Origin of the sequence: Rhizobium phaseoli (assembly GCF_003985125.1) — a bacterium.
Lineage (GTDB): Bacteria > Pseudomonadota > Alphaproteobacteria > Rhizobiales > Rhizobiaceae > Rhizobium > Rhizobium phaseoli.
Genome location: NZ_ML133567.1, coordinates 320,294 through 345,835, shown reverse-complemented (window position 1 = coordinate 345,835; position 25,542 = coordinate 320,294). Strand labels below are relative to the sequence as shown.

Annotated in this window: 19 protein-coding genes; 4 read left to right on the top strand and 15 right to left on the bottom strand. The window is 62.9% G+C overall.

The annotated features are described in order from the left end of the window. Positions 1-252 precede the first annotated feature (252 nt). Positions 253-1,584, top strand: coding sequence for a glucoamylase family protein (locus EFD56_RS07230; RefSeq protein WP_010006250.1), 1,332 nt, complete (start codon positions 253-255; stop codon positions 1,582-1,584). 103 nt (positions 1,585-1,687) lie between these two features. Here the strand turns inward: EFD56_RS07230 and EFD56_RS07225 are convergent, their stop codons facing one another. The 6 genes from EFD56_RS07225 to hglS form a co-directional block, all read right to left on the bottom strand. Next, positions 1,688-2,725, bottom strand: a complete 1,038-nt coding sequence (locus EFD56_RS07225; protein ID WP_010018133.1) for an ABC transporter ATP-binding protein — start codon at positions 2,723-2,725, stop codon at positions 1,688-1,690. Next, positions 2,722-4,389, bottom strand: coding sequence for an ABC transporter permease (locus EFD56_RS07220; RefSeq protein WP_085743500.1), 1,668 nt, complete (start codon positions 4,387-4,389; stop codon positions 2,722-2,724). Before EFD56_RS07220 ends, EFD56_RS07225 begins: the two co-directional genes overlap by 4 nt. Before the next feature lie 63 nt (positions 4,390-4,452). Then, positions 4,453-5,475, bottom strand: coding sequence for an iron ABC transporter substrate-binding protein (locus EFD56_RS07215; protein ID WP_126905000.1), 1,023 nt, complete (start codon positions 5,473-5,475; stop codon positions 4,453-4,455). Positions 5,476-5,666: 191 nt separating this feature from the next. After that, on the bottom strand, positions 5,667-7,205 hold the full coding sequence (gene amaB, locus EFD56_RS07210) for an L-piperidine-6-carboxylate dehydrogenase (RefSeq protein ID WP_085743498.1): 1,539 nt from the start codon (positions 7,203-7,205) through the stop codon (positions 5,667-5,669). Between the two features lie 63 nt (positions 7,206-7,268). Continuing rightward, positions 7,269-8,552 carry an NAD(P)/FAD-dependent oxidoreductase gene (locus EFD56_RS07205; RefSeq protein ID WP_085743497.1) on the bottom strand — a complete coding sequence of 428 codons (1,284 nt, stop codon included), beginning with the start codon at positions 8,550-8,552 and terminating at the stop codon, positions 7,269-7,271. Between the two features lie 67 nt (positions 8,553-8,619). Next, positions 8,620-10,050 (bottom strand): 2-oxoadipate dioxygenase/decarboxylase HglS, encoded by a 1,431-nt coding sequence (hglS, locus tag EFD56_RS07200; RefSeq protein WP_085743496.1) that lies wholly within the window; start codon positions 10,048-10,050, stop codon positions 8,620-8,622. Positions 10,051-10,134: 84 nt separating this feature from the next. Here hglS and EFD56_RS07195 point away from each other — a divergent pair, with 84 nt between their 5' ends. The 3 genes from EFD56_RS07195 (at position 10,135) to EFD56_RS07185 (ending at position 12,672) form a co-directional block, all read left to right on the top strand. After that, positions 10,135-11,043: a LysR family transcriptional regulator gene (locus tag EFD56_RS07195; RefSeq protein WP_085743495.1), complete on the top strand. Its 909-nt coding sequence runs from the start codon at positions 10,135-10,137 to the stop codon at positions 11,041-11,043. A 68-nt stretch (positions 11,044-11,111) separates the two neighbouring features. Beyond that, positions 11,112-11,348 (top strand): Lrp/AsnC ligand binding domain-containing protein, encoded by a 237-nt coding sequence (locus EFD56_RS07190; RefSeq protein ID WP_003567502.1) that lies wholly within the window; start codon positions 11,112-11,114, stop codon positions 11,346-11,348. Between the two features lie 145 nt (positions 11,349-11,493). After that, positions 11,494-12,672, top strand: coding sequence for a glycosyltransferase family 4 protein (locus tag EFD56_RS07185; protein WP_085743494.1), 1,179 nt, complete (start codon positions 11,494-11,496; stop codon positions 12,670-12,672). A 21-nt stretch (positions 12,673-12,693) separates the two neighbouring features. On the opposite strand, the gene EFD56_RS07180 is transcribed toward EFD56_RS07185, so the two are convergent. The 9 genes from EFD56_RS07180 to epmA form a co-directional block, all read right to left on the bottom strand. Continuing rightward, positions 12,694-16,005: an oligosaccharide flippase family protein gene (locus EFD56_RS07180; protein ID WP_085743493.1), complete on the bottom strand. Its 3,312-nt coding sequence runs from the start codon at positions 16,003-16,005 to the stop codon at positions 12,694-12,696. 113 nt (positions 16,006-16,118) lie between these two features. Then, the gene (locus tag EFD56_RS07175) at positions 16,119-17,297 is read right to left on the bottom strand and encodes a glycosyltransferase family 4 protein (RefSeq protein ID WP_085743492.1); all 1,179 of its coding nucleotides are present in this window, start codon (positions 17,295-17,297) and stop codon (positions 16,119-16,121) included. Between the two features lie 43 nt (positions 17,298-17,340). Further along, entirely contained in the window at positions 17,341-19,821 is a 2,481-nt protein-coding gene (locus EFD56_RS07170) for a glycoside hydrolase family 2 protein (RefSeq protein WP_085743491.1), read from the bottom strand. Positions 19,822-19,837: 16 nt separating this feature from the next. Then, positions 19,838-20,800: a DUF1839 family protein gene (locus EFD56_RS07165; protein ID WP_126904999.1), complete on the bottom strand. Its 963-nt coding sequence runs from the start codon at positions 20,798-20,800 to the stop codon at positions 19,838-19,840. A gap of 8 nt (positions 20,801-20,808) precedes the next feature. After that, the gene (locus tag EFD56_RS07160; protein WP_037115497.1) at positions 20,809-21,717 is read right to left on the bottom strand and encodes an amino acid--[acyl-carrier-protein] ligase; all 909 of its coding nucleotides are present in this window, start codon (positions 21,715-21,717) and stop codon (positions 20,809-20,811) included. 5 nt (positions 21,718-21,722) lie between these two features. Continuing rightward, positions 21,723-22,904 carry an acyl-CoA dehydrogenase family protein gene (locus EFD56_RS07155; protein ID WP_085743490.1) on the bottom strand — a complete coding sequence of 394 codons (1,182 nt, stop codon included), beginning with the start codon at positions 22,902-22,904 and terminating at the stop codon, positions 21,723-21,725. Next, a complete protein-coding gene (locus tag EFD56_RS07150; protein WP_004674181.1) occupies positions 22,904-23,155 on the bottom strand; it encodes an acyl carrier protein in 252 nt (83 codons plus the stop codon). Before EFD56_RS07150 ends, EFD56_RS07155 begins: the two co-directional genes overlap by 1 nt. A 262-nt stretch (positions 23,156-23,417) precedes the next feature. Beyond that, the gene (locus EFD56_RS07145; RefSeq protein WP_037115500.1) at positions 23,418-24,470 is read right to left on the bottom strand and encodes a lysine-2,3-aminomutase-like protein; all 1,053 of its coding nucleotides are present in this window, start codon (positions 24,468-24,470) and stop codon (positions 23,418-23,420) included. Then, positions 24,467-25,528, bottom strand: coding sequence for an EF-P lysine aminoacylase EpmA (gene epmA / locus EFD56_RS07140; RefSeq protein WP_085743489.1), 1,062 nt, complete (start codon positions 25,526-25,528; stop codon positions 24,467-24,469). The genes EFD56_RS07145 and epmA overlap by 4 nt, the downstream gene beginning before the upstream one ends. Positions 25,529-25,542: the final 14 nt, after the last annotated feature.

The following is a 25,542-nucleotide window of genomic DNA, read 5'->3' as shown; positions in this document are numbered from 1 at the left end:
TAGGGGGCGCTTGCGGGATGCCGCAAGACGGCAAGTATTGCCTGAGATGAGCTGTGCCGCCGCGGCGCGGCGCCCTCATTTTGCTGCACCGCTTATATGACTTATGCTAGATATTATTTCACCGATAATTGTTAACGACCAATAGCCGCCGTTTGTGTTCTCTTATCCTTGCGAATCAAAAAGGTTTGATTTGCCCGGGGGACGGCCCTCATGTTCCAACCATGGGGCGATGCAACAGTTGGGTAGGAGCCTATGCTGCAACGGATTGAAGATATTGATGCAGCCCTGGTCGACAGGTTGCAGTTTTCGGCATTCAAGTACTTCCTGAAATATTCCAATCCCGAGAATGGCCTGGTGGCGGATACCTCGATCGGCGGCGTGCCGGCGAGCATCGCGGCCGTCGGCTTCGCGCTTTCCTCCTATCCCGTCGGTGTCGAACGTTGCTGGATCACCCGCAAGGAAGCGGCCGAACGCACGGTCAATACGCTGCGTTTCTTTGCCGAGGCGCGCCAGGGCGAGGAGCGCCATGCGACCGGTCACCGCGGCTTCTTCTACCATTTCCTGCACATGGATACCGGCAACCGCGCCTGGAACAGCGAGCTTTCGACGATCGACACCGCGCTACTCGTTGCCGGCATTCTGACCTCAGCCCAATATTTCGATCGCCCGGACGAGATCGAGACTGAAATCCGGCAACTTGCGACCTTCATCTACGAACGGGTCGACTGGCGCTGGGCGCTGAATAAGGGCGACACCATTTCCATGGGTTGGAAGCCTTCCTCCGGCTTTTTGCGCTGGCGTTATCACGGTTTCGACGAGGCGATCATCCTTTATGCGCTGGCGCTGGCATCGCCGACACATCCCATCCCGCAATCGTGCTACGACGCCTTCACGGCAAGCTATTCCTGGATGATGCACGGCGAACAATCCTATCTCTATGCCGGCCCGCTCTTCATCCATCTCTTCTCGCATGCCTGGATCGATTTCCGCGGCATTCGGGATAAGCCGATGGCGGAGCGCAACTGGGATTACTTCCGCAACACCCAGGTCGTCATCAACGTCCAGCGCGATTACGCTGAGCGCAATCCCGGCCAGTTTGTCGGCTATAACAGGAATATCTGGGGCTTTTCCGCCTGCGACGGCCCGCCGCCGACCCGGCGCATGCGCGGCGGCCGCCAGCCGAAGGTTCTGGGTTATGCCGCCCGCGGCGCCCCGCTTGGCCCGGATGACGGCACGATCGCGCCCTGGGCGGCCCTCGCCTGCCTGCCCTACGACCGGCAGGCGGCTCTCGATGGCACCAAGGCACTTTTGACCAGCTATCCGAACCTGCTCTTGGAAGGCGGTTTTCCCGGCGGCTTCAACCCGACTGTCAAGACCAAGCGACCGGAAGGCTGGGTCGACGACCGCACCGTCGGCATCGACCAGGGTCTTGTCGTCATGACCATCGAAAACGAGCGCTCCGACTTCATCTGGAAGCTGATGCGGCAATCGCCGACCATCCGCCTCGGCCTTGAGCGCGCCGGCTTCACCGGCGGCTGGCTGGAAGGCATCGAGCCGGAAGAGCTGGTGCGCAAGGTCGGCTGAGCAATGCATGTCGCCCGGAAGTGTGCAGCGGTTCCGGGGTAACGACATGCATAAAACAAAGAACTAAAGCGCGTCGCATGCATCAAATTCGATGCGACGCGCTTTATCGTTCGAATACATGCGCATTGCCTGAGATATCCAAGCGAACGAGATCGCCGCGCGAGGGAAGGGCGACGCTCGAGGTCTTGATCCGGATCGGCGGCAGGGCAACGCCGTCGAGCGAAACGGCAACGGTGCAGACCGCGCCGCCGAACTCCACCTCGACGACACGTCCGCCATAGCTGCGATCGCCATCGTCGGCAACGACGCGAATCTGCTCGGGCCGCAGCATGATCTCCGCCTTGCCCTGACGATTGCCCTCGACGGCGACGCGGCCGAGGGCGCAGTCGGCCAGCCCGTTTCGGATGATGGCGGGAAGCAGTACGGCATCGCCGAGGAACAGCGCCGTCTCTCGATCCTTGGGATGCAGATACAATGATTGCGGCGATCCGGCCTGGATCAGCCGCCCTTCCCTCAACACCGCCACCTGATCGGCAAAGCTCAGCGCCTCTTCCTGATCATGCGTGACCAGAACGGCGGTAATGCCGGCCGCCTGCAGCACGCGCGCCACCACCTTGCGCATGTTTTCACGCAAGCCGGTATCGAGCGCCGAGAATGGCTCGTCGAGCAGCATCAGCCGCGGCTTGCGGCCGAGCGCGCGGGCGAGCGCCACGCGCTGCTGCTGGCCGCCGGACAGCTGGTGCGGGCGCCGCGTCAGCATGCCGCGATCGAGCTCGACCATGTCGAGCAGGTCGACGATGCGCTGCTCGCGATCCACGGCCCCTTTCTCGAAACCGAAACCGATATTCTCGGCGACGCTTAGATGTGGAAACAGTGCTCCGTCCTGCGAGACGATGCCGATGCCGCGCTTGTGGGCCGGCACCGCAGCCGGACCGTCCGCCAGCACGCCGCCATCCAGGGTTACCCTGCCGATGTCGGCCTGCTCGAAACCGGCAATGATGCGCAGCAGTGTCGTTTTGCCCGAACCGGACGGCCCGACGACGGCGGTGCGGCTGCCCGCCTGCACTTCAAGCGAAATATCCTTCAGCGCCTGGACAGGGCCGTAACGCTTGCTGATGTTCTCGATCGTAAGCAGCGTCATTGGCCGGCGGTCCGTTTCGATTGCGTATAGAGCGTCAGAGTGAGCGGCAGCGACAGCACGATCATCATGAAGGCGTAAGGGGCGGCAGAGACATAATCGATTTCGCTGGTCAGCGACCAGAATTTCGTCGCCAGCGTGTCGACGCCGTTGGGCGAAAGCATCAGCGTCGCCGTGAGTTCATTGGTAATGCCGAGTGCGGCGAGCGCCACGCTGGCGGCGGCTCCGGGCGCTGCAAGCCGCATGGTGATCTGCAGCACCGCCTGGCCGGGGGTGCGGCCGAGACCCATCGCGGCGCGCTCCAGCTCCACCGGCGCCTGGGCGATGCTGGTGCGCAGCCCGACCATGGCGCGCGGCAGAAAAAGCATCACATAGGCGACGAGCAGGGTTGCGAAGGTCTGATAGAGCGGCAGCACTAGGCGCACGGTGATCGTCACCAGCGCCAGCGCGACGACGACACCCGGCAGCGAGCCGACATAATAGTGGCAGGCTTCGAGCAGGCGCTGCAAGCGCCCGGGTGCACGCACGGACAGCCATGCCATCGGAGCCGCGGCAACCGTCGCCAGCACGCCGCCGGCAAGGGCGAGCACGATCGTCTGCACGAAGGCGCTGGCGACGTCGATACGCCAGATCTCGCTGCCGCCGAGATAGAGCCAGCGGCCAAGCGTCACCAGCGGCACGCCGAGCGTCAGCACCGCCAGGACGACGGGCAGCGCGATGGCCGGCACCACGAACCAGCCGAGACGACGGCGATCGGCCGGACGCGGCGAGCCGGCGCCGACGCGGGCATAACGTTCGTTGCCGCGCAGCAGCACTTCGAGGCCAAGCAGGAAAAGACAGCAGGCGACGAGCACACCGCCGAGCATGTTGGAGGCCGGACTGTTGTAGGAAGACTGAAACTGGTCGACGATTGCCGTCGCGAAAGTGTCGAAGCGGATCATGACGAACAGGCCGTATTCCGAAAGCAGGTGCAGGGCGATCAGCAGCGAGCCGCCGCAGATGGCGAATCTCAGCTGCGGCAGCACGGCGCGGAAGAAGACGCGCCATGGACTGAGGCCGAGTGAAGCGGCGGCATCCTCGATGGCCGGATCGAGACGGCGCAAGGCTGCGGCGACCGGCAGGTAGAGGAAGGGGTAATAAGCGATCACCGAAACGAAGACGCCGCTCTGCAGGCCGCGCATGCCGGGAAGGAGGCTGACCCAGGCATAGCTGTGCACGAAGGCCGGCACGGCAAGCGGCGCGATGGCGAGCCAGGCCCAAAGCCTGGCGAAAGGAACATCCGTGCGCTCGGTCAGCCAGGCAAGCGTCACGGCGAGTGCGATCGACAGCGGAATGGTAATCGATTCCAGGAGAATCGTATTGATGAGGAGGTCGCCGACGCGCGACCGGAAGACGAGCGCCTTCACGGTCTCCCAGCCGACATCATAGGTGATCCAGCCGATAAAGCCGAGCGGCACGAGACTGAACAGCGCGACCGCGGTTGCGAGGAGCACGACGGAGGCGTGCGGCATGCGCCCGCGCGGCAATACCATTCGCATGGTCCCCGGCGCGGCCGGCGCCTCGGTACCGGATGCGAGCAATCTGTTGTCCTGCAGCAAGGCCGATGCCTTCACACGCTGAAAAAGGAAGGCAACCGCCCTTGAAGGACGGTTGCCGGATTTCGTCATGCCCTAAGGTTTTCTTGAGCCAAAAGCAATAGTTTTGGCTGCTGCAAGCCTGCGGCAGAAGTGTCAGATCAGGCCGGCGGCGGTCATCAGTTCCACGACCTTCTTGCTGTCCAGCGTCGAAGCCTCGACTTTCGGCGCGTTGAGATCGGCGAGCGGCGTCAGCTTGTCGTTGGAGGCTGCATTCTTGCCGACGGCATATTCATAGGACGTGCCATTCTTCAGAACCGCCTGGCCGGCCTTGCCGGTGACGAATTTCAGGAAGGCCTGGGCTTCCTTCATATGCTGCGTGGACTTCAGGACGCCGCCGCCCGAGACGCTGACGAAAGCGCCCGGATCCTGGGTCTTGAAATAGTGCAGCCCGACATTCTTGCTGTTCTCACCTGTTTTGGCCTGATCGCCGAACCAGTAATAGTGATAGATGATCGCGCCTTCGACCTCGCCCGCGTTGACCGCCTTCATGGCGACACTGTTGCCCTTGTAGGGGGTAGCGTTGTCCTTGAGGCCCTTCAGCCATGCCTTGGTGGCATCTTCGCCCTTGAGTTGCAGCAGGGAGGCGACGATGGCCTGGAAGTCGGCGCCGGCGGGCGCTGCACCCCAGCGGCCCTTCCAGGCGGGATCGGCGAGGTCGAGCATCGACTTCGGCAGCTTGTCCTCGGTAAGCTTCGTCTTGTCATAGGCGAAAACCGTCGTGCGGGCGGCAATGCCGGTCCACATGCCGTCGGCCGGGCGATACTGATCGGGAACCTGATCCAGCGTTTCCTTTTCGACCGGCGCGAAGAGGCCTGCACCGTCGACCAGCGCCATCGCCGGCGAATTTTCCGTCAGGAAGACATCGGCAGGAGAGGCGTCGCCTTCCTGGATGATCTGGTTGGCAAACTGCATGTCGCCACCCTGGCGCATGGTGACCTTGATGCCCGTCTCCTTGGTGAAGGCATCGATCCATTCGCGGCCCAGGCTTTCGTGCTGGGCATTATAGACGACGAGGCCTTCATCCTGCGCATTGGCGCTGCTGACGAGCGCCGTGGCGGAGAGAAGCGAAGCGGCAAGCGCCAGCAGGTGGGAGAAACGGTTAAGAGCAATAGTCAAGCTGACCTCCATGGCAATGTCACCCGGGCTTCCCCGGTGGTAAGAGGCGTATATTTTTCTTGACTAGCTATTTCAAGTTTGATCGTGACGAAAAAAGCATCACAATATCTTGACTAATTTTTTTCAGGGAACAGATCTCAATGCAGTGAAAAGGCGGCGCCACGCGAACGCCGCCTTTCTCGTCACCGCGCCTATTCGACGTCGAATTTGACGCCCTGCGCAAGCGGCAGCGTGCTGCCGTAATTGATCGTGTTGGTGGCGCGGCGCATATAGGCTTTCCAGGCATCGGAGCCGGATTCACGTCCGCCACCGGTCTCCTTCTCGCCGCCGAAGGCGCCACCGATCTCGGCGCCCGAAGGCCCGAGGTTGACGTTGGCGATGCCACAGTCCGAGCCGCGTGCCGAGACGAAGGTTTCCGCCTCGCGCATGTCGTTGGTGAAGATCGACGAGGACAACCCCTGCGGCACGGCGTTATGCAGGGCCAGCACCGCGTCGAAATCGCTGTATTTCATCACGTAAAGAATGGGCGCGAAGGTCTCGTGCTCGACCGGTCCGGTCTGATCGGGCATTTCGACAAGCGCGGGGCGAACATAGAAGGCATCGGCCGAACCGTTGTCGACGCGCCCGCCGCCGGTCACCTTGCCGCCCGCCGATTTCGCCTCGCCAAGCGCTGCCTGCATCTTCTCAAAGGCCTGGCCGTCGATCAGCGGCCCGACTAGCGTGCCCGTTTCGAGCGGATTGCCGATGGTGACGGAGCCGTAGGCTTTCTGCAGGCGCGGCACCAGCTGGTCGTAGACGCTTTCATGCACGAAGAGACGGCGCAGCGTCGTGCAGCGCTGGCCGGCCGTGCCCATGGCGGAGAAGGCGACGCCGCGCAGCGTCAGGTCGAGATCGGCGCTCGGGCAGACGATCGCGGCATTGTTGCCGCCGAGCTCGAGGATGGCGCGGGCAAAACGCTGCGACAGGCGTGGGCCGACGGCGCGGCCCATGGCGGTCGAGCCGGTGGCGGATACGAGCGGGATCTTCGGATGATCGACCAGCACCTCGCCGACCTCACGGCCGCCGATGATCAAGGTCGACAGATTGGCCGGCGCCGTGCCGCCCTCGGCAACAAAGCGCTTCAGCGCTTTCTCGAACAGCGCTTGCACGGCAAGCGCGGTCAATGGCGTCTTTTCCGAGGGCTTCCAGACGGTGGAATTGCCGCAGACCATCGCGAGTGCTGCATTCCATGACCAGACGGCGACGGGGAAGTTGAAGGCGGAGATGATGCCGACCACGCCGAGCGGATGCCAGCTTTCCATCATCCGGTGCTCGGAGCGCTCGGTGGCGATCGTCAGGCCGTAGAGCTGGCGGGACAGGCCGACGGCGAAATCGCAGATATCGATCATCTCCTGCACCTCGCCGAGGCCTTCCGAGGTGATCTTGCCGACCTCGATCGAGACGAGACGGCCGAGCGCCGTCTTGGCGGCGCGCAGTTCCTCACCGAGCAGGCGGACCAGCTCGCCGCGCTTCGGCGCCGGCACCGAACGCCATTCGAGGAAAGCCTTGTGCGCCGCTTCGATCGCCGCCTTCGTCTCGGAAACGGTGTGCTCTTTGAGTTTGCCGATTTCCTTGCCCGTCACCGGCGAGGTGACGGAAAGCGTGCCGCCGTGATAGCGGCTGGCGTCGACTCCGAGTTCGGCGAGCAGCTTGGCGGTTTCGGTGGCGAGATCGAGGACGGCGATGTTCATTGTCGTGGTTCCAATCTTGTTATTCCAGAAGCGAGTTCGCTTCTCAGAAGCGCTTGTCGGTTCTCAGAAGCGGGCATCGGCGAAGTGGGCAACCTGAGCGCCGGCTTCGTACCATAATTCCTTGAGCGCCCGGAAGCTCGGTTCGGTGGGCGAGGTCAGTGGCAGCGGCAGATCGGCTTCCGAAAGCCGGCCGAGAATATGCTCGGCCAGTGTCCGGCCGAAAACCGTGCCGGGGGCAATGCCGCGGCCATTGTAACCCGAAAAACCGATGACACCGGGGGCGAATTTATGAAAGCGCGGCAGCGCATTGTCGGTCATGCCGATCTGGCCGTACCATTCGCATTCGAATTCGACATCGCCGATCATGGGGAAGAGCCGCTTCAGGGCGCGCTTGGCCCAGCCCTTGTGCACGGCAAGCCCGGTATTGCGCAGCGCCCCGACACTGCCGAAAACGAGACGACCTGCCTGGTCCATGCGGAAGGAGGACAGGATGTCCTTGGTATCCCAGGCGCCTTCCCGTCCCGGCAGGATCGATTGACGCAGATTGTGGCCAAGCGGCACGGTGGCGAAATTGAAATAGGGCAGATAGACCTGTTCGTTGCGCACCTGCTCGAAAGGGCCGGTGCTGTAGGCATCGGTCGCGACGATGATCCAGTCGGCGCTGACCGCGCCGTTTTCCGTCTTCACGGTCCAGCGGCTGCCGCTGCGCTCCGTTGCGATGACGGGGCTCGACGTATGGATGGCGACACCCGCCTTGACGGCGGCATGGGCAAGGCCGCGCGCATAGGCCAGCGGCTGCAGCGTTCCAGCGCGCAAGTCGAGCAGCGCACCGGTATAGGCGTCGCTGCCGATGCGTCTGGCCGTCTCCGCCGCATCGAGCAGCGTCACGGGCGCGCCGCGTGCGGCCCACTGCGCCGCACGCGCCTCGATTTCCTTCAGCCCGTCGGCGCCGACCGCGCAGTGCAGCGTGCCGGCGCGTTCGAGTTCGCAGGCAATGCCGTGCCTGTCGATCAGTTGCATCACGAGCTTCGGGGCATTGCCGAGCAGCTCGAGCAGGCGTTCGCCGTGCAGCGGGCCGAGCACGCCGGGCAGGTCGTCGGGCATCACCCACATGCCGGCATTGATCAGACCGACATTGCGCCCTGCGCCGCCGAAGCCGATCTCCTTCGCCTCCAGCAGCACCACCTTCGAGCCGGCTTCGGCAAGATGCAGGGCAGAGGAGAGGCCGGTGTAGCCGCCACCGACGATGACGACGTCGGCCGATACCGCGCCTGCGAGAGGCGAGGTAGCAGGCGGTTCGGCTGCGGTCTTTTCCCAGAGGCCATGGGAGCGCGGATCATTCAGCATGGTTCAGTCCGATCGGAACGAAATCGCGGTAGTTTAGCGCATATGATGAAGGGTTGAAGCGCGCATTTCACGCAACGGTCTTCAACGGCAGGCCCGCAAGGCCGAGCGCTTCCATCGCTGCATCCAGCGATGCGGCCTGGCGCTCGGCATAAAGCACCAGCTCGTCCTGAACGGCAGCGCCGAGTGCTGCCTCGAAGGCGTCGCGGTTCGAGCGCGTCGCATAATTCTGCTGCTGATCGGTGCCGAGATTCGACTGGAAGATGCCGGCCGCGCTGACGGGCAAGAAGTCTTCGTAGACGATCGGCGAGAAGGCAAGGTAACCCTTGGCGATCAGCGCTTCCGGATCGCCAGGCAGCGTGCCGTTGACCGCGGCGGCAATGCCTGCCGGCGTGGCGGCATAACGGAAGAAGGCGAGATCTTGTCTGCGCAGCTCGTCCCAGCTGTCCGGCAGCGCCTTGAAACGCTCGGCAAGTTCCCGATCGTAGGCGCCGGCCTTGGCACCGCCGGCGCCGACCTGCACCTCGCCGCGAACCGAGGCGAGCAGCCTATCATAGAGCGTCCGGCCCTTGGCCGTCAGCGCCACGCCGCGCTGTTCGATCTCGCCGAAACGGGCGGTATGCGTGCCTTGAACTGCTTCCGCCTCACCGGCAAAGACGATCGTTTCTTCCAGCGCCTTGAAGCTCGTCTGCCGCAGCAGGATATCGCAATGACGGCGCGGCGGCCCTTCGATGACGGCCTTCGGCGTGATGCCGCGTTCCGGCATGCGGGCCTGGACCGCGTCGATATCGAGCGTGCGCGGCGTCAGATGATTGATGTGCGGGCCTTTGAAGCTGACGACGTCGGCGATCAGCCGATGCGCGTCGTGCAGGCGCTTGTAGGTTTCGGCGCCGACCGTCGCCTCGCCGTGCCAACGGAAGGTTTCGAGCGCCTCGGCGACGAATTCCGTTGCTTCCGCTTCCGTCAGGCCGCCATTCTGCTCGTGACGCTCAATCAGTGCGACGGCGCGCGGCGTATAGATGCGCCGCTTTGCCAAAATGGCCTCGGCTTCGCTGCGCAGGCCTTCGTCTTCGATCAGTTCCAATCGCAGCAGCGAGGTGAAGACGCGGAACGGATTGATGTTGAGCGCGGCCTCGTCGATCGGCCGGAAGCAGGTGGAATGGACCGGCACGCCGGCAACAGAGAGATCGTAGTAGCCGACCGCCTGCATGCCCATGACGGCGAACAGCCGGCGGATGGTGAAAAGTTCATCGGCCGTGCCGAGGCGGATGGCGCCGTGACGCTCGACATCGATGCGCTCGAGCTCGCCGGCGTGCGCCAAACGCTGGCGCAGCTCCGGATCGCGTTCGAGGCAGTCGGCATTCACATCGGCGACCAGTTCGATCAGCGTGCCGTATTGCGGCACCTCCGTCCGGTACATCTGCGACATCGCTTCGGTGAAAAGGGAACGGATGCGGTCAGTGGAAACGAAGGTTTGCGGCATTTCGAAACTCCGGCTCATTCCGTTTTTGCAGGATGAAACTCTTTACAATCGCGGCGAAGCCGGAAATATCGCTATTTCGGAAATAGCTCATTCTGAAATGGAATGATTATGCTTGGCTCAAGGCGTTTTCTGCCGTCGATTTCACATCTCGCCGCCTTCGAGGCGGTCGCCCGCACCGGCAGCGTCACGGCGGCCGCACGCGAGCTCGATCTGACGCAAAGCGCCGTCAGTCGCCAGGTGAGCGCGCTGGAAGAGCAGCTTGGCGTCGAGCTCTTCCTGCGTGAACGCCAGACCATGCGGCTGACACTGGCCGGCGACGGCTACGCCCGCGAAATCCGCGAGGCACTCCGGCGGATATCCAGCGCCTCCCTGAACCTGCGCGCCAATCCGCATGGCGGCACGCTCAATCTCGCCATCCTGCCGACCTTCGGCACGCGCTGGCTGGCGCCGCGGCTCGGGCGCTTCCTCGCCGCCAATCCTGGTGTAACCATCAATCTGGCGACCCGGCTCTCGCCCTTCGATTTCCGCCTCGATTCGATCGATGCGGCGATCCATTTCGGCCATCCGCACTGGCCGGGGGCGGAACTGACCTTGCTGATGTCGGAGCGCACCGTGCCGGCCTGCAGCCTCGACTTTCTCGAGCGACACGCGATCACCGGGCCGCAGGATCTGCTGTCCGTTCCGCTTCTGCATCTGACGACGCGCCCTGATGCCTGGGAGCAGTGGTTCGCCGGCAACGGCGTTTCCTTCGAAAGCGTGCATGGCATGCTCTTCGACCAGTTCGCCACCGCCGCACAGGCGGCGATCGCCGGTCTCGGGGTCGCCCTGCTGCCGACATTCCTGATGCAGGAGGAACTCAGGCGCGGCGATCTTGTCGCCGCCGTCGATCGGGAGATGGAGAGCCGCGAGCGCTATTATCTCGCCTTTCCGCGCGAGCGCGCCGACTATGCGCCGCTTGCCGCCTTTCGCGACTGGATCGTCGCGGAGGCCGCCGCCAATCCGGCTGCGTGAGGAACGGCTTGCATCGGCATGGCGCTTTCGACCATTATATCAGCCAAACAAACTCTGCAGGAAATCTCATGAAGCCGATCTTCGTCCAGCTCCAATGCGCCCCCGGCAAAACCTATGAGGTTGCCGACGCCATCTACCAGACCGAACTGGTTTCGGAGCTCTATTCCACCAGCGGCGACTACGATCTGCTGCTGAAGGTCTACATTGAGGAAGGCCAGGATATCGGCAAGTTCATCAACGACAACATCGCCAATATACCCGGCATCGTCCGATCGCTGACGACGCTGACCTTTAAGGCTTTCTGAGCTCCGTCAGACGCGGTTAACCCTTTTCGCGAAGAATCGCCTGTCCGAACGTCGCTAAAACTGCGGCTTAACGCCTGAGATATCTCATCGTTGCTATAAGAAAGCCGCCTCGACAGGAGGCGGCGTGCACAGCGATAGGTGGGAAATGGCGATCGTCGAGGCAGGCAGGGTGCACGCGAGGCCGCAGCTGGAAACGGGGCCGCTGATCGTCCATGTCGTGCGGCAGTTCCTGCCCAATCGCGGCGGCCTGGAAGATGTGGTCGCCAATCTTGCCCGCCAGACCGTCCGGCGCGGTTATCGCGTTCGCGTCGTCACACTCGATTCGCTGTTCACCGCACCGAAGGATAAACTGCCGGCGCGCGAAGACATCGACGGTATCGCGGTGGTGCGCATTCCCTGGTCCGGCAGCAGCCGCTACCCGCTGGCGCCGGAGGTTTTCCGCCATCTCGCTGATGCCGATCTCGTGCATGTCCATGCCATCGACTTCTTCTTCGATGCCCTTGCCTGGGGCCGGCTGCTGCATCGCAAGCCGATGATCGTCACCACCCATGGCGGCTTCTTCCACACCCGCAAATACGCGGCGATCAAGAAGATCTGGTTCCGCACGCTGACCCGCGCTTCGGCACTGGCCTACCGACGCGTCGTCTGCTGCAGCGCCTCCGATCTCAAGCAGTTTTCCGCCATCGTCCCGGACAGCCTGCTGATCGAAAACGGCGCCGATATCGGCAAATTCGCCGATAGTGCCTCGCAGCGGCCAAGGCGCCGCATCGTCACCATCGGCCGCTTCTCGGTGAACAAGCGGCTCGACCATCTGCTCGACGCGATGGCGGTATTGAAGGATCGTGATCCGGAATGGCATCTCGATATTGTCGGCGCCGAATCCGACCTGAACCGGGTTGATATCGCAGCCGCCATCGAAGGCCGCAATCTTTCCGGCCGCGTCACCCTGCACGTCTCGCCCGACAACGGCGCCATCCGGCGCATTCTCGCCGAGGCCTCGCTGTTTGCCTCCGCCTCGGAGTATGAAGGTTTCGGCCTTGTGGCGCTGGAGGCGATGAGCGCCGGCCTGCTGCCGGTGCTGAACGCCAATGATGCCTTTACAATGCTTGCTGGCCGGCATCCCGTCATCAGGCTGGCCGATTTCACCCATCCGGCGAGCGCCGCGACAATGATCGAAGCGGCCTATGAAATGCTCGCGCGCCAACCGGACGTCGTTCGCGCCGAGCTTGTCGACGCCGTGCGCGGCTATTCCTGGGATATCGTCGCCCGGCGTTATATCGATCTCTATCGGTCGCTGAACGTCGTCTCTCCTGACCGGATCTAATCCTGCCAGCCTGAAATCCCGTCATGCTTTGGCGAGACGGATGATCTCATCGAGCACGAACCTGCGTGATTGCGGCGGCGTCAAATTATGATCGGCATCCGGCAGCATCAGCAGCCGCACATTCGGATAGCGGGACAGCTTGGCGCCGCGCGGTCCAAAGTGAAAATAGACGTGATCGAGGCCGACATCGCCTTCGCTGTAGATCAGCGTCAACGGCACCTTGCGCCTGCCGAACTGGGCGAAGGAATGCCGGACCTCGCGGGCGATGTGACGCCGGTCGGGCAGCAGCTCGAGCAGCGGCGCGACCCATGGGGACAGGCGACGACCGGCAGCGATGACCATGTTCTGCAGCGCCGAGACGACATCCACCTGACCGCGCAGCAGCCGCTTTAGCGTATCGAGCCGCGCCAGGCGCTGGCCGTAATCATCGAGGCTGCGGGGAACGGAAACGACATGTTCCTTACGCACCGGTATCTCAGGATCCCAGTAATAGACGAAGGGATTGATCGACACGACGGCCTTCAGTCGCTCGTCGGCGACGCCGGCGCGGAAGGCGACATAGCCGCCACTGCACCGGCCGGCCACCATTACAGGGCCGGCGGTGATGGTTTCGAGCAGATCGAGCGAGGCGACTGCATCGGCGGTTTGCGTATCGGAATAAAGCACCTGCTCCGGCGCATCAGGCCGCGGCGGACTGTCGCCGACATTGGCGGAATCGAAGCGCAGCGAAACCACGCCCTGGCGCGCAAGCTCGCGCGCCATATCAACCGTCGTCCGCCCCCAGCCGGCATGCCGGTCATAGGCGGTCGACAGGAAGAGCACGGCACTGCCCTTGATCTCGCCGGGCGGCCGGCTGACGACGCCGACCAGGTGATCATGGCTTCCGAAACGGACCGGTATTTCGACAAACCCATTGCCGGCCAGCGGCGGGTTGTCGATTTCTGCCGGCGATGGGGCGGCGGATGTCTCCACCGTGGCCCCCTCCAGCCACGTCGTCAGCTGCGCGACGACAGCCATCGGCGTCTTGGCGAAGAGCGGATTGGTGACGAGTTCATCATAGCCTTCGAAAGCCTTCTGCTCGACATCGGCGCCAAGCGCCGTCAGCGTATCGGCAAAGCCGGTATCGTCGGCCTTGGCGGGACGTTCGAGGATCAGATAGCGGGACGCCGCCAATCCTCGCGGCGAGGCGATGTTGAGCTTGCCGAGCTCGCCGGCGATCTCCTCGGGCATGACGAGGCCGGCGATCTGCACCTTGGCGGTCTGGACATGCTCCTTGCCGAGGCCGAGATCGGCATCGATGATCTTCGACCACATGTTGAGTTCGCGCAGATAGGCCCGGCCGCTCAGCACCGGCGCCAGCATGACGAGGCTGTCGACGCCCTCGATCGAGGCGCCGATGCGCTGCGCAAGTGTTGCGCCGAGGCCCTGTCCGATGAGGACGATACGGTCGCAGCCGGAGAGTGTCTTCAGCTTGGCAGCCGCCGCGCGGATCGAATTTTCCCAGGTTTCCAGACTTGCCGGCAGCGCGTCGAAATCCAGCGCATCGCCGGTGCCGCGATAGTCGAAGCGCAGGCTCGGCACGCCGATATCCGAGAAATGCTCGGCCGCAACGCGGAAAAACTTGCGGCTGCACATCTCCTCGAAACCCCAGGGGCTGACAAAAAGCACAGCGGCCGAACGCTTCTTCACCTGCGCATTCTCAGGCATGAACAGGCCGATCGTACCGTCGAAGACGACAGGCAGGGCAGCGCTGCGCCCAGCCCCCTCAGCCGGTTCGAGCGAGAATTCGCCGGGAGCGACCTTGGCGCGATCGGGATCACCGGGAAGCGCCGGCGCAATGAAATTGATGGCGTGCCCGACAGGCTTGCGGAGCATGGACGGCATCTTGTCGAGAATGGAGCGCATGACATCGACATCTTCGGCCGGTACGGCGCGCAGCACCCGCAGCGCTGCGAAATAGCACAACGTGCCGGCGACGATCGCACCGACGAGACCGGCCGGACCATGGACAAATTCCAGCACGGAAATGGCTCCGCAGGCGCATAACACGGAGGCGAGCGTCACCTTCGTGAGGCTTCTGTAGAGACCCGAAAGCTGAGATCCGAATCCTGTCTGTCTGATCATCATCACCGACATTGCAACGAAGACGAGGATGCGCACCAGCGCGGCGCCCTCGGCGGCAAGCCTAGGTACGATCAGTAAACAACCGGCTACCATCACGAGGCCACCTATCACACTGATTTTCAGGCGGGCGCGGGCCCTGTCCATCGATAGGAGGTAGAGGCTGAGGATCTGCATGAAGGTATAGGCGGGCGCCACCAGCGCCAGCAGCGCCACCACCGTGCCACTGCGGCCGAACGCCTCGCCGAACACGACCCGCACCAGCTCGCTGGAGATGGCAGCAAGCCCGAGGCTCATCGGCAGGACGATATAGGCCATGCTGCGGGTGACGGCGGCAAAGACCTCGACCGGCAAGGTCGAATCGTCGCTGTTGTGCCGCCGCTCTGAGTAGTAGGGCAGCAGGCTGCCGGTCATCTGGATCGGCAGTTGCAATGCGATATTGGCGATCGACAGGCCGACCGCATAATAGCCGACCATCTCCACCGACCAGAACTGCTGCAGAAACAGCAGTTCGAGCCGGTTGAGGAAGATGGAATCGATGATGAACTGGAGCGAGAGGATGACCGAGGAGGAGGCCAGGTATTTCAGCGACACCCCGCACCAGTCGCGGCGTGCAAGCAGGATCGGCAGCGTGGCGAAAAACAGGACAAGCTGGCCGAGCGCGTAACCGATCAGAACACCCTGGACGCCATAGAGGACGGCGCCGACAGCGACGCCGGCAAGCTGGACGATCGAGACGACGACGGTCAGCCGGAAGAAGGCGCCGAGCTTCTTCTCTCCGATCAGGTAGAATTTGACGAAGGAGCCGATCGCCTGGACGAAGAACAGAACGCCGGTGACCAGAGCGACGGACGGCGCGGTTTCGGCCCAGTGCATCTCCTCGGAAGTCAGGAAAAACAGCGCGTAAAGGGCCAGCAGCACGACGGTCGAAAACATCATGAAGCTGACGAGGATGGCGGCAAAACCGCGTCGGCGGCGCGCGTCGTAACCTTCCGCCGACAGCTGCGGCAGCGTCTTCAGGAGCGTGATGCTGGAGCCGAGCTCGGCGATCGAGGCGCCGGTCACCACCAGCCAGAGCGAGAAAGCGACGATGCCGTTGGCTTCCGGTCCCAGCAGCCGCGCGGTGATGATCGAGGAAACGAATCCCGTCAGCAGCAGCAGCATGCCCGCCGCCGCATTCATCACCGAATTTGCGATAATACCCTTCGACATCTGTCCATCCGTCAGGATCGGCCGTTGCACGGTTCTGCGTGACATGCCGTAATCCGCATACCCGCCATCTCTAATGCGAAAATGTTAAAATAAAGCGGAGTGGCGACCTCAGCTTAGCTGGTTTGCAGCTCCGCCAGCCTGTGAAGTGCCTTCTCGTAGCTGTTCTCGGCGAGGTAGCGCAGCAGAAATTCCCGTGCTTTCTCCGCCTTCTCGCGCGCCCGCTCCGGCGCAAGGAAGATTTCCCTGAGGTGCGCGGCCGCCGCCGGGGGAGAAGGATCTGCCCAGACCGCATTTCCGAGCCCGGCAAATTCAGGGTGGGTATCGACAACCGGAATGAGCGGAGCGTCGACCAGCCATGTATTGTTCGGATCGCAGAAATCCGCCGTGCCCGACCATGCGGTGGAAATGACGGGCGTAAGCTGCATGATCGCTTCGGCAACGGTCAGCCCGAAGCCTTCCGAACGATGCAGCGAAAGATAGGCGTCGGACGAGCGGATGAGGCCATTGATCTCGGAATTCGACAGCTTGTCGGTGACGATCCTGATCCGGCTGTCGTCCTTGACCGAGGCGACCAGGTCGCGCAGGCCCTCGTCCCTTGCGATGTCGCCACTGGCCTTCATCAACAGAAAGGCGCGTGGGGCTTCGGCGGCAAATATCCTGAAGGCCTCGACGACGGCCTGCGGATTCTTCCGGTTGATCGAAGAGCCGGCACTGAAGATGAAGCTGACGAGAAAGGCGTCCTCGTCGATGCCGAATTTCTCCCGCATGCCGTCCGCGGCCGGCTTCTCGGTGACGGGATGCGGAACGACGATAACGGGCGCGGCGGTCAGCGGCGCAATCGCCCGGCGGGTGAATTCCGAAGGCACGAAGACGGCGTTCATGTAACGCATCGCGTTGCGCCACTCCGCCGGCACGGCTTCGAGCTCCCAGGCGAAATAGCCGATATTGAAGGCACGGGAGAAAGTCGCCACGCCCTTCTTCAGAATGGCGCGCGGCAACATCGGCGGATTGAGATGCCAGATGCGGCTTCCCGGTGTTTCAGCGGAGGGAGACAAGGGCCTCCATCCGGCAAAGGACGATTCGTCGGGATGGGTGCTGACGTCCGAAAGCGATATCGCCCGGCCTGCTGCGGCGAGCGCGTCGGCGCACAGCCTTGCCGACTCGCCGACGCCGACGGCCATCGATAGATAACCGGCGATTTCCACCGGCTTGCGCGGATTGAAGGCGACACGCGAGCGTGGAATCAGCCGCTGCAGGGCATGGGCACGCAGAAATCGGTATATCGTTCTCAAATCACGGATCTCTTTCAATGCATCGGCATTGTTGTTGGCGGGGTCAGCTCTGGAGCATGAGGCGATGTGAACTGCCGAGATGTCTGATGTCGCCGGCCGGCGGACTATCGGTCTCCGTGCCGGGCAGCCTATGGAGCCGCACGCGCTGCGCCGCGCCGGGAGCAAGATGAAACCAATCATCCTCGGCCCGATAGCCTTCGACGTCGATATGCACCGATTGCGCCAGCCTGTCGGTCCTGAGATCGACGAACCAATCGTCGCCGACCTTGCCGAGCGATGCCTCGATGCCCGCATCGTGAAGCGCTTTGCCGCGTCCACAGGGGAAGTGGAAGCTTTCGGCAAGAATGGCGCCGTCGGCGAGTGAGCGCAGTCGCGCCACGTTGACATCATGCGCCGGCGGGCCGAAGCGGAAGGCGTAGGTCGTATCGAAGAAGGCGCCAAACAGCGCGGTGGAGGCAAACCGTTCCACGCTCCGTGCCGCCAGCTTGAAGCCCGTGTTGCCGCTGACGACCTGCTGCTTGCCGTCGCGCAGGCAGAAGACTTCGAGCTCGACGTCGAGTGCGGCGTCGGTCTCGTTGACGACATGCACATCGAGGCCGTTGGTTCCTTCATCGAGAAAGACGGTCTGAACCGGCCGGAAGGCACGGCGCATCGCATACCAGACCGGCTTTGGCTCGCCGGTCGAATCGATCACGCCCCAGCCGGGGCCGGGCAACAGGTCCTGCAGCGTCCAGACGAGTGCGCCGCTGCAGCTCGAGCCCTTGCGCCGCCATTCGGCAAAGGTTTCCTCGAGCACCTCGCCGGTGACGGCGCGGGAGAGATCGAGATAACGTTCCGGATCTTCGCGGCGCAACCGGGCCGGATCGAACCCGTAAAGGAGCTCCAGATAGAAGTCGCGAACGTCCTCGAAGTCCCACGATGCGCTGCGGTCGCGCGGCACGCGCGCCTTCCAGAGCGGGCTGTGGACGGCCGGCACGTCGAGATGACGATGCAGCGTCCTATGCTGCGGCACATGCGCGAAGGCGAGGCTTTCGGAGGCAAACCGCACCTCGGCGCGGCGGGCATCGGCAATCGGCCGCATATAGGCGCCGACGCCGTAATAATGCGCAACACCGGCGTTCGGCGAAAAAGGCAGTGCGCCGCCATAGGGCGAGTTCGGGACATAGGGCACGTCGGGACGCATGCGCGCGATGACGGCCGGGATGATCTCATCGGTGATCGGCCCGCTCCAGAATTCCATCGGCAGGCCGAGCATGGCCGCTTGCTGGTGGATCTCGCTACCGCCGCAGAGCACCGCGAGCGAAGGCGATGCTTGAACGCCGTGCAGCATTTCCTCGACCTCGGCGTGCACGTGACCGAGAAAGGTCTTGTCATTGCGTGGATAATCAAAATTGGCGAACATGAAGTCCTGCCACACGAGCAGGCCGAGTTCGTCGCAGAGCGCAAAGAAATCCGGCGTCTCATAGGTCATCGTGCCGCCGATCCGGATCATGTTCATGCCGGCGTCAGTGGCAAGACGCAGGAACGGCTCGTAGTCCGCTCGTCCACCCGGCAGGCGCGCGATATCCGCTGTCGTCCACACCGCGCCGCGGCAAAAGACGCGCTCGCCATTGACGAGCAGCGCGAAGTCATCGCCGTCATCGCCGCGGTCGACCTCGATACGCCGGAAGCCGGTGTTGCCGAGCGAGTACTCGGTGCCATCCGAAACCAGCGTCAGCTCGTAGAGACGGGGAGCGCCATGTGTGTGCGGCCACCAGGGCTCGATGTCGGCAAGCTTGAGGATAGAAGAGTAATGATTGTCGCCGACCTTTTCGAACGGCTGTTCCATCCCGCCGCAGCGCAGCAGCATCGAAGGGTTCTCGGCATTGTTGTGCAGGGAAACGCTGAGCCGGCCGACGCCGCTCTCCTCCAAGACGGCGCGAATCGAGACATTGTCGAGCGATACGGGGTTGCGCCGCACCAGAGAAATCGGCCGCCACGGGCCGACCGCGTGGATGTCGGGACACCAGCCCGGCATATGGCCGAGCAGCGTCGTGCGGAAATTTTTCAAGCCCGGCGGCGTGATCATCTGTGGCCGCCAGCGCGCGCGCGGGCCGGGCTCCGACAGACGCGGGCCGAGCGCCCGGAAACAGAGCGCCAGCTCGTCGCCGCCCGAAAGCGTCACCGGAATCTCATGCGCGGTAAACATGCTTTCCGAAAAGAGGATTTCCTGGCCGTTCAGGAACACATGGCACAGCGTCGCCAGCCCCTCGAAACGCAGGATCGCTTCGCCGGGTTCGGCATCGAAGAGGCGGCAGAGATACCAGGCGTCTTTGGCGTTCAGCGGCTCCGGATTTTCCCGGTCGAAGAGCCCGGCTCTTTCGAGTGCGGCGGCGACGGTGCCTGGAACGGGTGCGGGAATGAACTGCGCGGAGAGCGGAATGTCGTGCGGCACCGCACAGGCATCCGGTTCCGTCAGGACCAGGTTCCAGCCTTCGGAAAGCACGCTTTCCTCGGCTCCGATGCTTGCCAAACGCCCCCGCATGGTCTGATCTCCGGCCTCAGATTCGCTCTGCAAGCGATGCCATCATCAAATCCCATGCATCGGCGGCCGGATCAAGGGCTGCCTGCAGCGGCTCGAACTTCCTGCGGGCGACGGCGCGGGCAAGCTGGAACTGCACGGATTTCGCCGCGTCCGAAATGCGCCGCGCATGGTCGGCGGCGTCTGCGAATTCATCCGCGGAGAGCCACGCCAGATGATCGGCCGCCAGCTCGAAATTGGCGCCGACCTGGCGAAGCGTGTTAAAGGCATATTTGTGAAAGAAGCCGAACGGCCGCTCAGCCACCGCTTCTACCTGTTGCGGAAAGACCGCGGCGAAGGCGCGGATCGGATTGTCGCTGGGCCGCCTGTTGAAATGAACCCCGGCTAGTCGTCGCGCGGTCGCGCGCAGATGCGCTTCGTCGGCGGGCTTTTCCGGGAATCGTGCAAATTCCGCATAAGGCAGGAACGGCGGGTCGTTCTCGGTCAGCTGCAGCTGGAACAGCCCGTCGAAATCCTCGCCTTCAAGGTGGAAATAGCCGGCATTGTGGAAATACTCGACGCGTTTTGCCGCAACATCCAGCCGGTTGACGGCGACCGTCGTCTTGCCGTGCTCCTGCCGATAGGCGGTGCCGCGCGTATCCGGCATATAGTAGGAATCCATCTCGATCAGGCAGAGACGGCCCCGCGCGATCTGCACTTCGACATGCCGCTCGGCCCGGTCATAGATGGCAAGTTCGGTCGCGCGGATGCCATAAAGCGTCTCGAGATCCTCGAGCGGCACCTTGAAGAAGGTGAACTGGTCGCCTTCGAAATCCTGCGCCAGGGTGAAGCCGAGCATCGCCTCGGGTGCTGCCGCCGAGGTCGCCAGCACCTCGATCCACAGGTCGACGTAGCAGTTGGTTTCCGGCCAGGCGCGCTCGCTGGAATGCAGCGCGTGCGGACGATAGGTTTCCGGGCGGATCCCCGGGAATACCGATGTCATCGCGTCGCTCAGCCCCACAGTGCTTTCCGCACATTGGCCGGCCATTGCTTCACGTCGAGCCCGTGATGGTGGAACAGGGCAAGTGCGATGCGCTCGAGCCCGAAGCCGACACAGGCCGTGTGCGCAACGCTGCCGTCTTCGAGGTTGAGGCCCCATTTCGTGCCGAATGCGTCCTGGTGATAGTTGAAGCTCATGCAGGCGGTCGGATTGGCGGCCGAGGTGATCGGGATCAGCAGTTCGAACTTCAGGTTCTGGTCGCGCTGATTGTTGGCGAGCATCTTACCGGCGCGGCCGAAGAACGGATCGTTGGCGATATCGATCGTCACTTCCAGGCCGACGGCCTTCATCATCTCGACTCCGCGATCCATCCAGCGCTGGCGGAAATCGGTGACGTGCTGCTCGCTGCCCATGCAGACATATTCGCGCATGCGGAATAGCTGCTGGCGGGCCGGATCTTTCGACGGTTCGTGGCGGAAGCAGTAGGATTGCAGGTCGAAGAGGCCGCCGGTCTTCGGCAGATTGCCGCGCTTGGCGATCGTCGGATAGAGCGGATAGCAGGCGGCCGGCGTCAGTACGATGTCGGTCGCTTCCTGTCCCTTGGTCCAGTCCTCGCCGACTTCCATGCATTGCAGCAGGCTGACATGATCAAGTTCGCTGCCGCAGAAGCTGTGCACGGTGCCGGCCAGCTGCGGGAAGCTCTTCATGTAACCGCTTTTTTCGAAAAAAGCGCGGTTCATACCGGGCGGAAAGCGCATGGCTTCCGCACCATCGGCGCCGCCGACCTTGTCGATCAGGCGCTCGAAGGCAGCGATCACCTCTTCGAACTGGCCGCTGCGGCCATAGAGCCCATCGATGCCCGTATCGATCAGCAGGCCGGCTTCGAAAAGCCGGTCGAGAAACGAGGTCTGCATATCCATGATTGTCACCCCAGTAGGCTAGTGTCCTGCTTATGGACAAGAAGCATGCTCGACGTATTACCGAGGATGCGGTCGTTCGAGATCATGAGCTGTGCGGAATGGGCGTCGCGCAGATGGCGTCCGAGGCTGAAGGGCGTGCCGTTCTTGTAACCCATGATGCCGCAGATCAGCATGGCATGGTTGACGATCTCCAGGATCGTCTCGGAAGAGGCAATCTTGACGTTGTTCATCGCCACGGCAAAGCCCATCGACGACAGCCTGTCGGGATCGGCCTTGGCATGTTCATAGGCCTTCAGGCCGGCAACGACGTTGGATTTCACCATCTGCAGCAGGTTGGAAACCTCGGCGAGGCGAAGCGCGCCGGGCGGCTGGGCATCAGGCGCCTTGCGGGCGGCAGCGCGCACAAAGGCCTGGGCACGCGCGACGGCGTCGACTGCGATGCCATACCAGACGCCGCTCCACAACAGATGCGACGAGGCGAGCATGGATTGCGCCGCGATCTCGGCGAAAGGCTTCGGCAGGATCTGCTGGGCCGGTGCCTGCCCCTTGAAGAGGAAGCCATCGGAGCAGGTGCCGCGCATGCCGAGCGTATTCCAGGCGTGCGTCCTTTCGAGCGTGTACTGGTCCTTGAGAAAGGCCGTCAGCACCTGATCGGATGACGCCGCCTGCGCGTGGGCGCGCGAGGTGATGAGAATGGCGTCGGCATGCGAACCATAGGAAATGACGGTCGCATCCTTTTCGAGGCGGCAGATATCGCCGTCGACTTCAACCGCGCAAATACTGTTGCGCAGGTTTCCGCCGATCCCGCCCTCGGTGGTGGCGGAGGCGATCAGCAGTTGCCCGGCAGCAATGCTGCGCATGAAATGGCAATGCCATTCGCTGTCGGCGCCGTGTTCGACAAGGCTCGATAGCTTGATGTGGTGCATCGCGAAGACCATGGCGCTCGCTGCGCAAGCCTGGCCGAGCATCGCGCACAATTCGGCGATCTCGGTGATCGAGGCCGATTCACCGCCGAGATGGTGCGGCACCTGGATGCCGAGCAGCCTCTCGGCCTTCATGGCATCCACGGCTTCGCGTGGGAAACGGCCCTCGGCGTCGACGACATCGGCATGTTTGGCCGCGATTTCGGCGACGCGAGCCACCCTGGCGGCAAGACCGTCCTGCATGATCTTGACGGGGAAGTTCATCAGGCGACCTTCCGGCCGTCCTGGATGAGATCGACAGTTTTGGCGATCGCCGAGATGCTCGCGAAGGATTTGCGGTTCAGCAGATTGTCGGGAAATTCGATGTCGAACGCCTCTTCAATGCCGAGCATCAGCTGCACCGAAGCGAAGGACGTCAGACCTGCTGCATAAAGATCGGCATCGTCGGCGATCTGGTCGATCGGCGTCGGAAGCTTGCCGAATTTGGCTACGAGGTCGCGGATTGTCTTATTCATCCCATCACTCCAAGATTCTCATGATCCCGAACCGGCGTTCATCGCCTTGTCATGAGCGTTCTTTTAGTGCGGAAAACAGAACATTCCGCTAATTTGTTGGGTTAAATATGATTAGCACTCACAGTTAGGATTTTAGCGATCGGCCCGGTTGGAGTAAAAATAACAATTCTACATCAATAATTTAATAGAGTTTCGACGACGAAACTTGCGGCGCTCTGCGACGCGACGAGTACAGAAATGACACGCAAAGCGCCATTTTGCGTCAACCGGCGGGGGGATAGGAATGTTCGCCGCCGCGATAGTCCGAGACGGAATAACATCCGTCCCCTGTCGCCCGGATAACGCTTTCGCTGATGACGGCCTTGCCGTGGCCGCCCGGGATATCGAGGATGTAGGCCGGCTGGCAAAGCCCGGAAATCCGTCCGCGCAGCGCCGCGACGATCCGCTGCCCCTCGTCGATCGTCAATCTGAAGTGGCCGGTGCCGGGCGCGAGATCCGGATGGTGCAGGTAATAGGGTTTGACGCGGATCTCGACGAAGGCCTTCATCAGCTCGGCAAGCACGTCGGGATCGTCATTGACGCCCTTCAACAGCACCGACTGGCTGATCATTGCGATGCCGGCGTCGACCAGGCGAGCACAAGCCGCGCGCGCTTCCCTTGTCAGCTCCCTCGGATGATTGGCGTGCAGCGCCACGTAGACCGTCTTGCCGCTCGCCTTCAGGGCAGCGATCAGCGCCGCATCGATCTTTTCGGGATCGACCACGGGAACGCGGGTGTGGAAGCGCACGATCTTGACATGCGCGATTGCCGCCAGCGCCTCCATGATTTCGCGGAGCCGGCGCGGGGAAAGCACCAGCGGATCGCCGCCGGTGAGGATGACCTCCCAGATCTCCTGGTGGTCGGCTATGTAATCGAAGGCTGCCTGCATTGCGGCGGCATCGAGCGTGCCGAGGCCCTGCGGCCCGACCATTTCACGCCGGAAGCAGAAACGGCAATAGACCGGGCAGATATGCACGGCTTTGAGCAATACGCGATCGGGGTAGCGGTGGACGATGCCTTCAACGGGGCTATGGGCATGGTCACCGATCGGATCGGCGCGCTCCCCGGTTGCGGCCGTCAACTCAGCCGGATCAGGCACGAATTGCCGTGCGATCGGATCATCAGGATCGGCGCGATCGATCAGCCTCGCCATCACAGGCGTCAGCGCGATCGCGTAACGTGCGGCCACCTCGTCGAGCATTGCACGATCGTCGGGCGTGGCCAGCCCCGCCTGCAGGAGATCATCGACGGTCTTGATCGGTTTTACGGCGTTCATCGCCCATACTCCGCAACCGGCGCCCAAAGCACCTGATCGATGCGCGAAGCCCCCGTCGCCAGCATTACCAGCCGATCGAAACCGAGGGCAATGCCGCTTGCCTCGGGCATCGACGAAAGGGCGGCCAGGAAATCGTCGTCGATCGGGTAGGTCTCGCCATAGACCCGCATCTTTTCGGCCATCTCGATCTCGAACCGCCGCCTCTGTTCGGCGGCGTTGGTGAGCTCGCCAAAGCCGTTGGCGAGTTCAACGCCGCAGGCATAGAGCTCGAAACGCTCGGCAACACGGGGATCGCGGGCTGATGGACGGGCAAGGGCCGCCTCCGAGACCGGATATTCGTCGAGAATGGTGATGCGGCCGAAGCCGAGATGCGGCTCGATCTTTTCGACCAGCACTCGGCTGAAGAGATCGGCCCAGCCATCGTCATCGGCAACACGAATGCCGACGCTTCTCAGCTCGGCCGCCAGATGCTCGCGATCGGTCGAACCGTCGGCGGCGACGGAGGCGAGAAGATCGATCCTGGCGTGGCATTCAAACGCTTCGGCGACGCTCACGCGTTCCGGCCCGGCGAAAGGATCGCACGCCGCACCGCGATAGCCAAGCTTGTCGGTCTTCACCGTCTCGGCTGCGAGCGCCAGAATCCGCACGCAATCCATCATCAGGCTCTCGTAGCTTTCGCCGGCTCGATACCATTCGAGCATAGTGAATTCGGGATGATGCAGCGGCCCGCGCTCGCGGTTGCGATAGACATGGGCAAAACACGAAATGCGCTGCTCGCCTGCGGCAAGCAGCTTCTTGCAGGCGAATTCCGGCGAGGTGTGCAGATAGAAGGGCGCCATTTGCCCGTCCGTCGTCAGCGCTTCGGTGGCGAAGGCATGCAGATGCGCCTCGTTGCCGGGCGAGACTTGCAGCACCGCGGTATCCACCTCGATGAAATCCTCGCGCGCGAAAAAACCGCGCAATGCCGCCTGGATCGCATTGCGCCCAATCAGGAAGGGGCGGCGATCGGCATGCACGGACGGGGTCCACCAGGGGGACGCTTTGGCCGAAGGGTTCATTCCAAGCTTTCTTG

What these genes read in the sequence shown, in the direction of transcription:
- EFD56_RS07155 (WP_085743490.1), bottom strand. Translation starts at nt 22,904, where the DNA reads ATGAACTTCCCCGTCAAGATCATGCAGGACGGTCTTGCCGCCAGGGTG.
- EFD56_RS07230 (WP_010006250.1), top strand. Translation starts at nt 253, where the DNA reads ATGCTGCAACGGATTGAAGATATTGATGCAGCCCTGGTCGACAGGTTG.
- EFD56_RS07180 (WP_085743493.1), bottom strand. Translation starts at nt 16,005, where the DNA reads ATGTCGAAGGGTATTATCGCAAATTCGGTGATGAATGCGGCGGCGGGC.
- EFD56_RS07220 (WP_085743500.1), bottom strand. Translation starts at nt 4,389, where the DNA reads ATGACGAAATCCGGCAACCGTCCTTCAAGGGCGGTTGCCTTCCTTTTT.
- hglS (WP_085743496.1), bottom strand. Translation starts at nt 10,050, where the DNA reads ATGAGCCGGAGTTTCGAAATGCCGCAAACCTTCGTTTCCACTGACCGC.
- EFD56_RS07150 (WP_004674181.1), bottom strand. Translation starts at nt 23,155, where the DNA reads ATGAATAAGACAATCCGCGACCTCGTAGCCAAATTCGGCAAGCTTCCG.
- EFD56_RS07195 (WP_085743495.1), top strand. Translation starts at nt 10,135, where the DNA reads ATGATTATGCTTGGCTCAAGGCGTTTTCTGCCGTCGATTTCACATCTC.
- EFD56_RS07205 (WP_085743497.1), bottom strand. Translation starts at nt 8,552, where the DNA reads ATGCTGAATGATCCGCGCTCCCATGGCCTCTGGGAAAAGACCGCAGCC.
- epmA (WP_085743489.1), bottom strand. Translation starts at nt 25,528, where the DNA reads ATGAACCCTTCGGCCAAAGCGTCCCCCTGGTGGACCCCGTCCGTGCAT.
- EFD56_RS07160 (WP_037115497.1), bottom strand. Translation starts at nt 21,717, where the DNA reads ATGGATATGCAGACCTCGTTTCTCGACCGGCTTTTCGAAGCCGGCCTG.
- EFD56_RS07185 (WP_085743494.1), top strand. Translation starts at nt 11,494, where the DNA reads ATGGCGATCGTCGAGGCAGGCAGGGTGCACGCGAGGCCGCAGCTGGAA.
- amaB (WP_085743498.1), bottom strand. Translation starts at nt 7,205, where the DNA reads ATGAACATCGCCGTCCTCGATCTCGCCACCGAAACCGCCAAGCTGCTC.
- EFD56_RS07225 (WP_010018133.1), bottom strand. Translation starts at nt 2,725, where the DNA reads ATGACGCTGCTTACGATCGAGAACATCAGCAAGCGTTACGGCCCTGTC.
- EFD56_RS07165 (WP_126904999.1), bottom strand. Translation starts at nt 20,800, where the DNA reads ATGACATCGGTATTCCCGGGGATCCGCCCGGAAACCTATCGTCCGCAC.
- EFD56_RS07170 (WP_085743491.1), bottom strand. Translation starts at nt 19,821, where the DNA reads ATGCGGGGGCGTTTGGCAAGCATCGGAGCCGAGGAAAGCGTGCTTTCC.
- EFD56_RS07190 (WP_003567502.1), top strand. Translation starts at nt 11,112, where the DNA reads ATGAAGCCGATCTTCGTCCAGCTCCAATGCGCCCCCGGCAAAACCTAT.
- EFD56_RS07145 (WP_037115500.1), bottom strand. Translation starts at nt 24,470, where the DNA reads ATGAACGCCGTAAAACCGATCAAGACCGTCGATGATCTCCTGCAGGCG.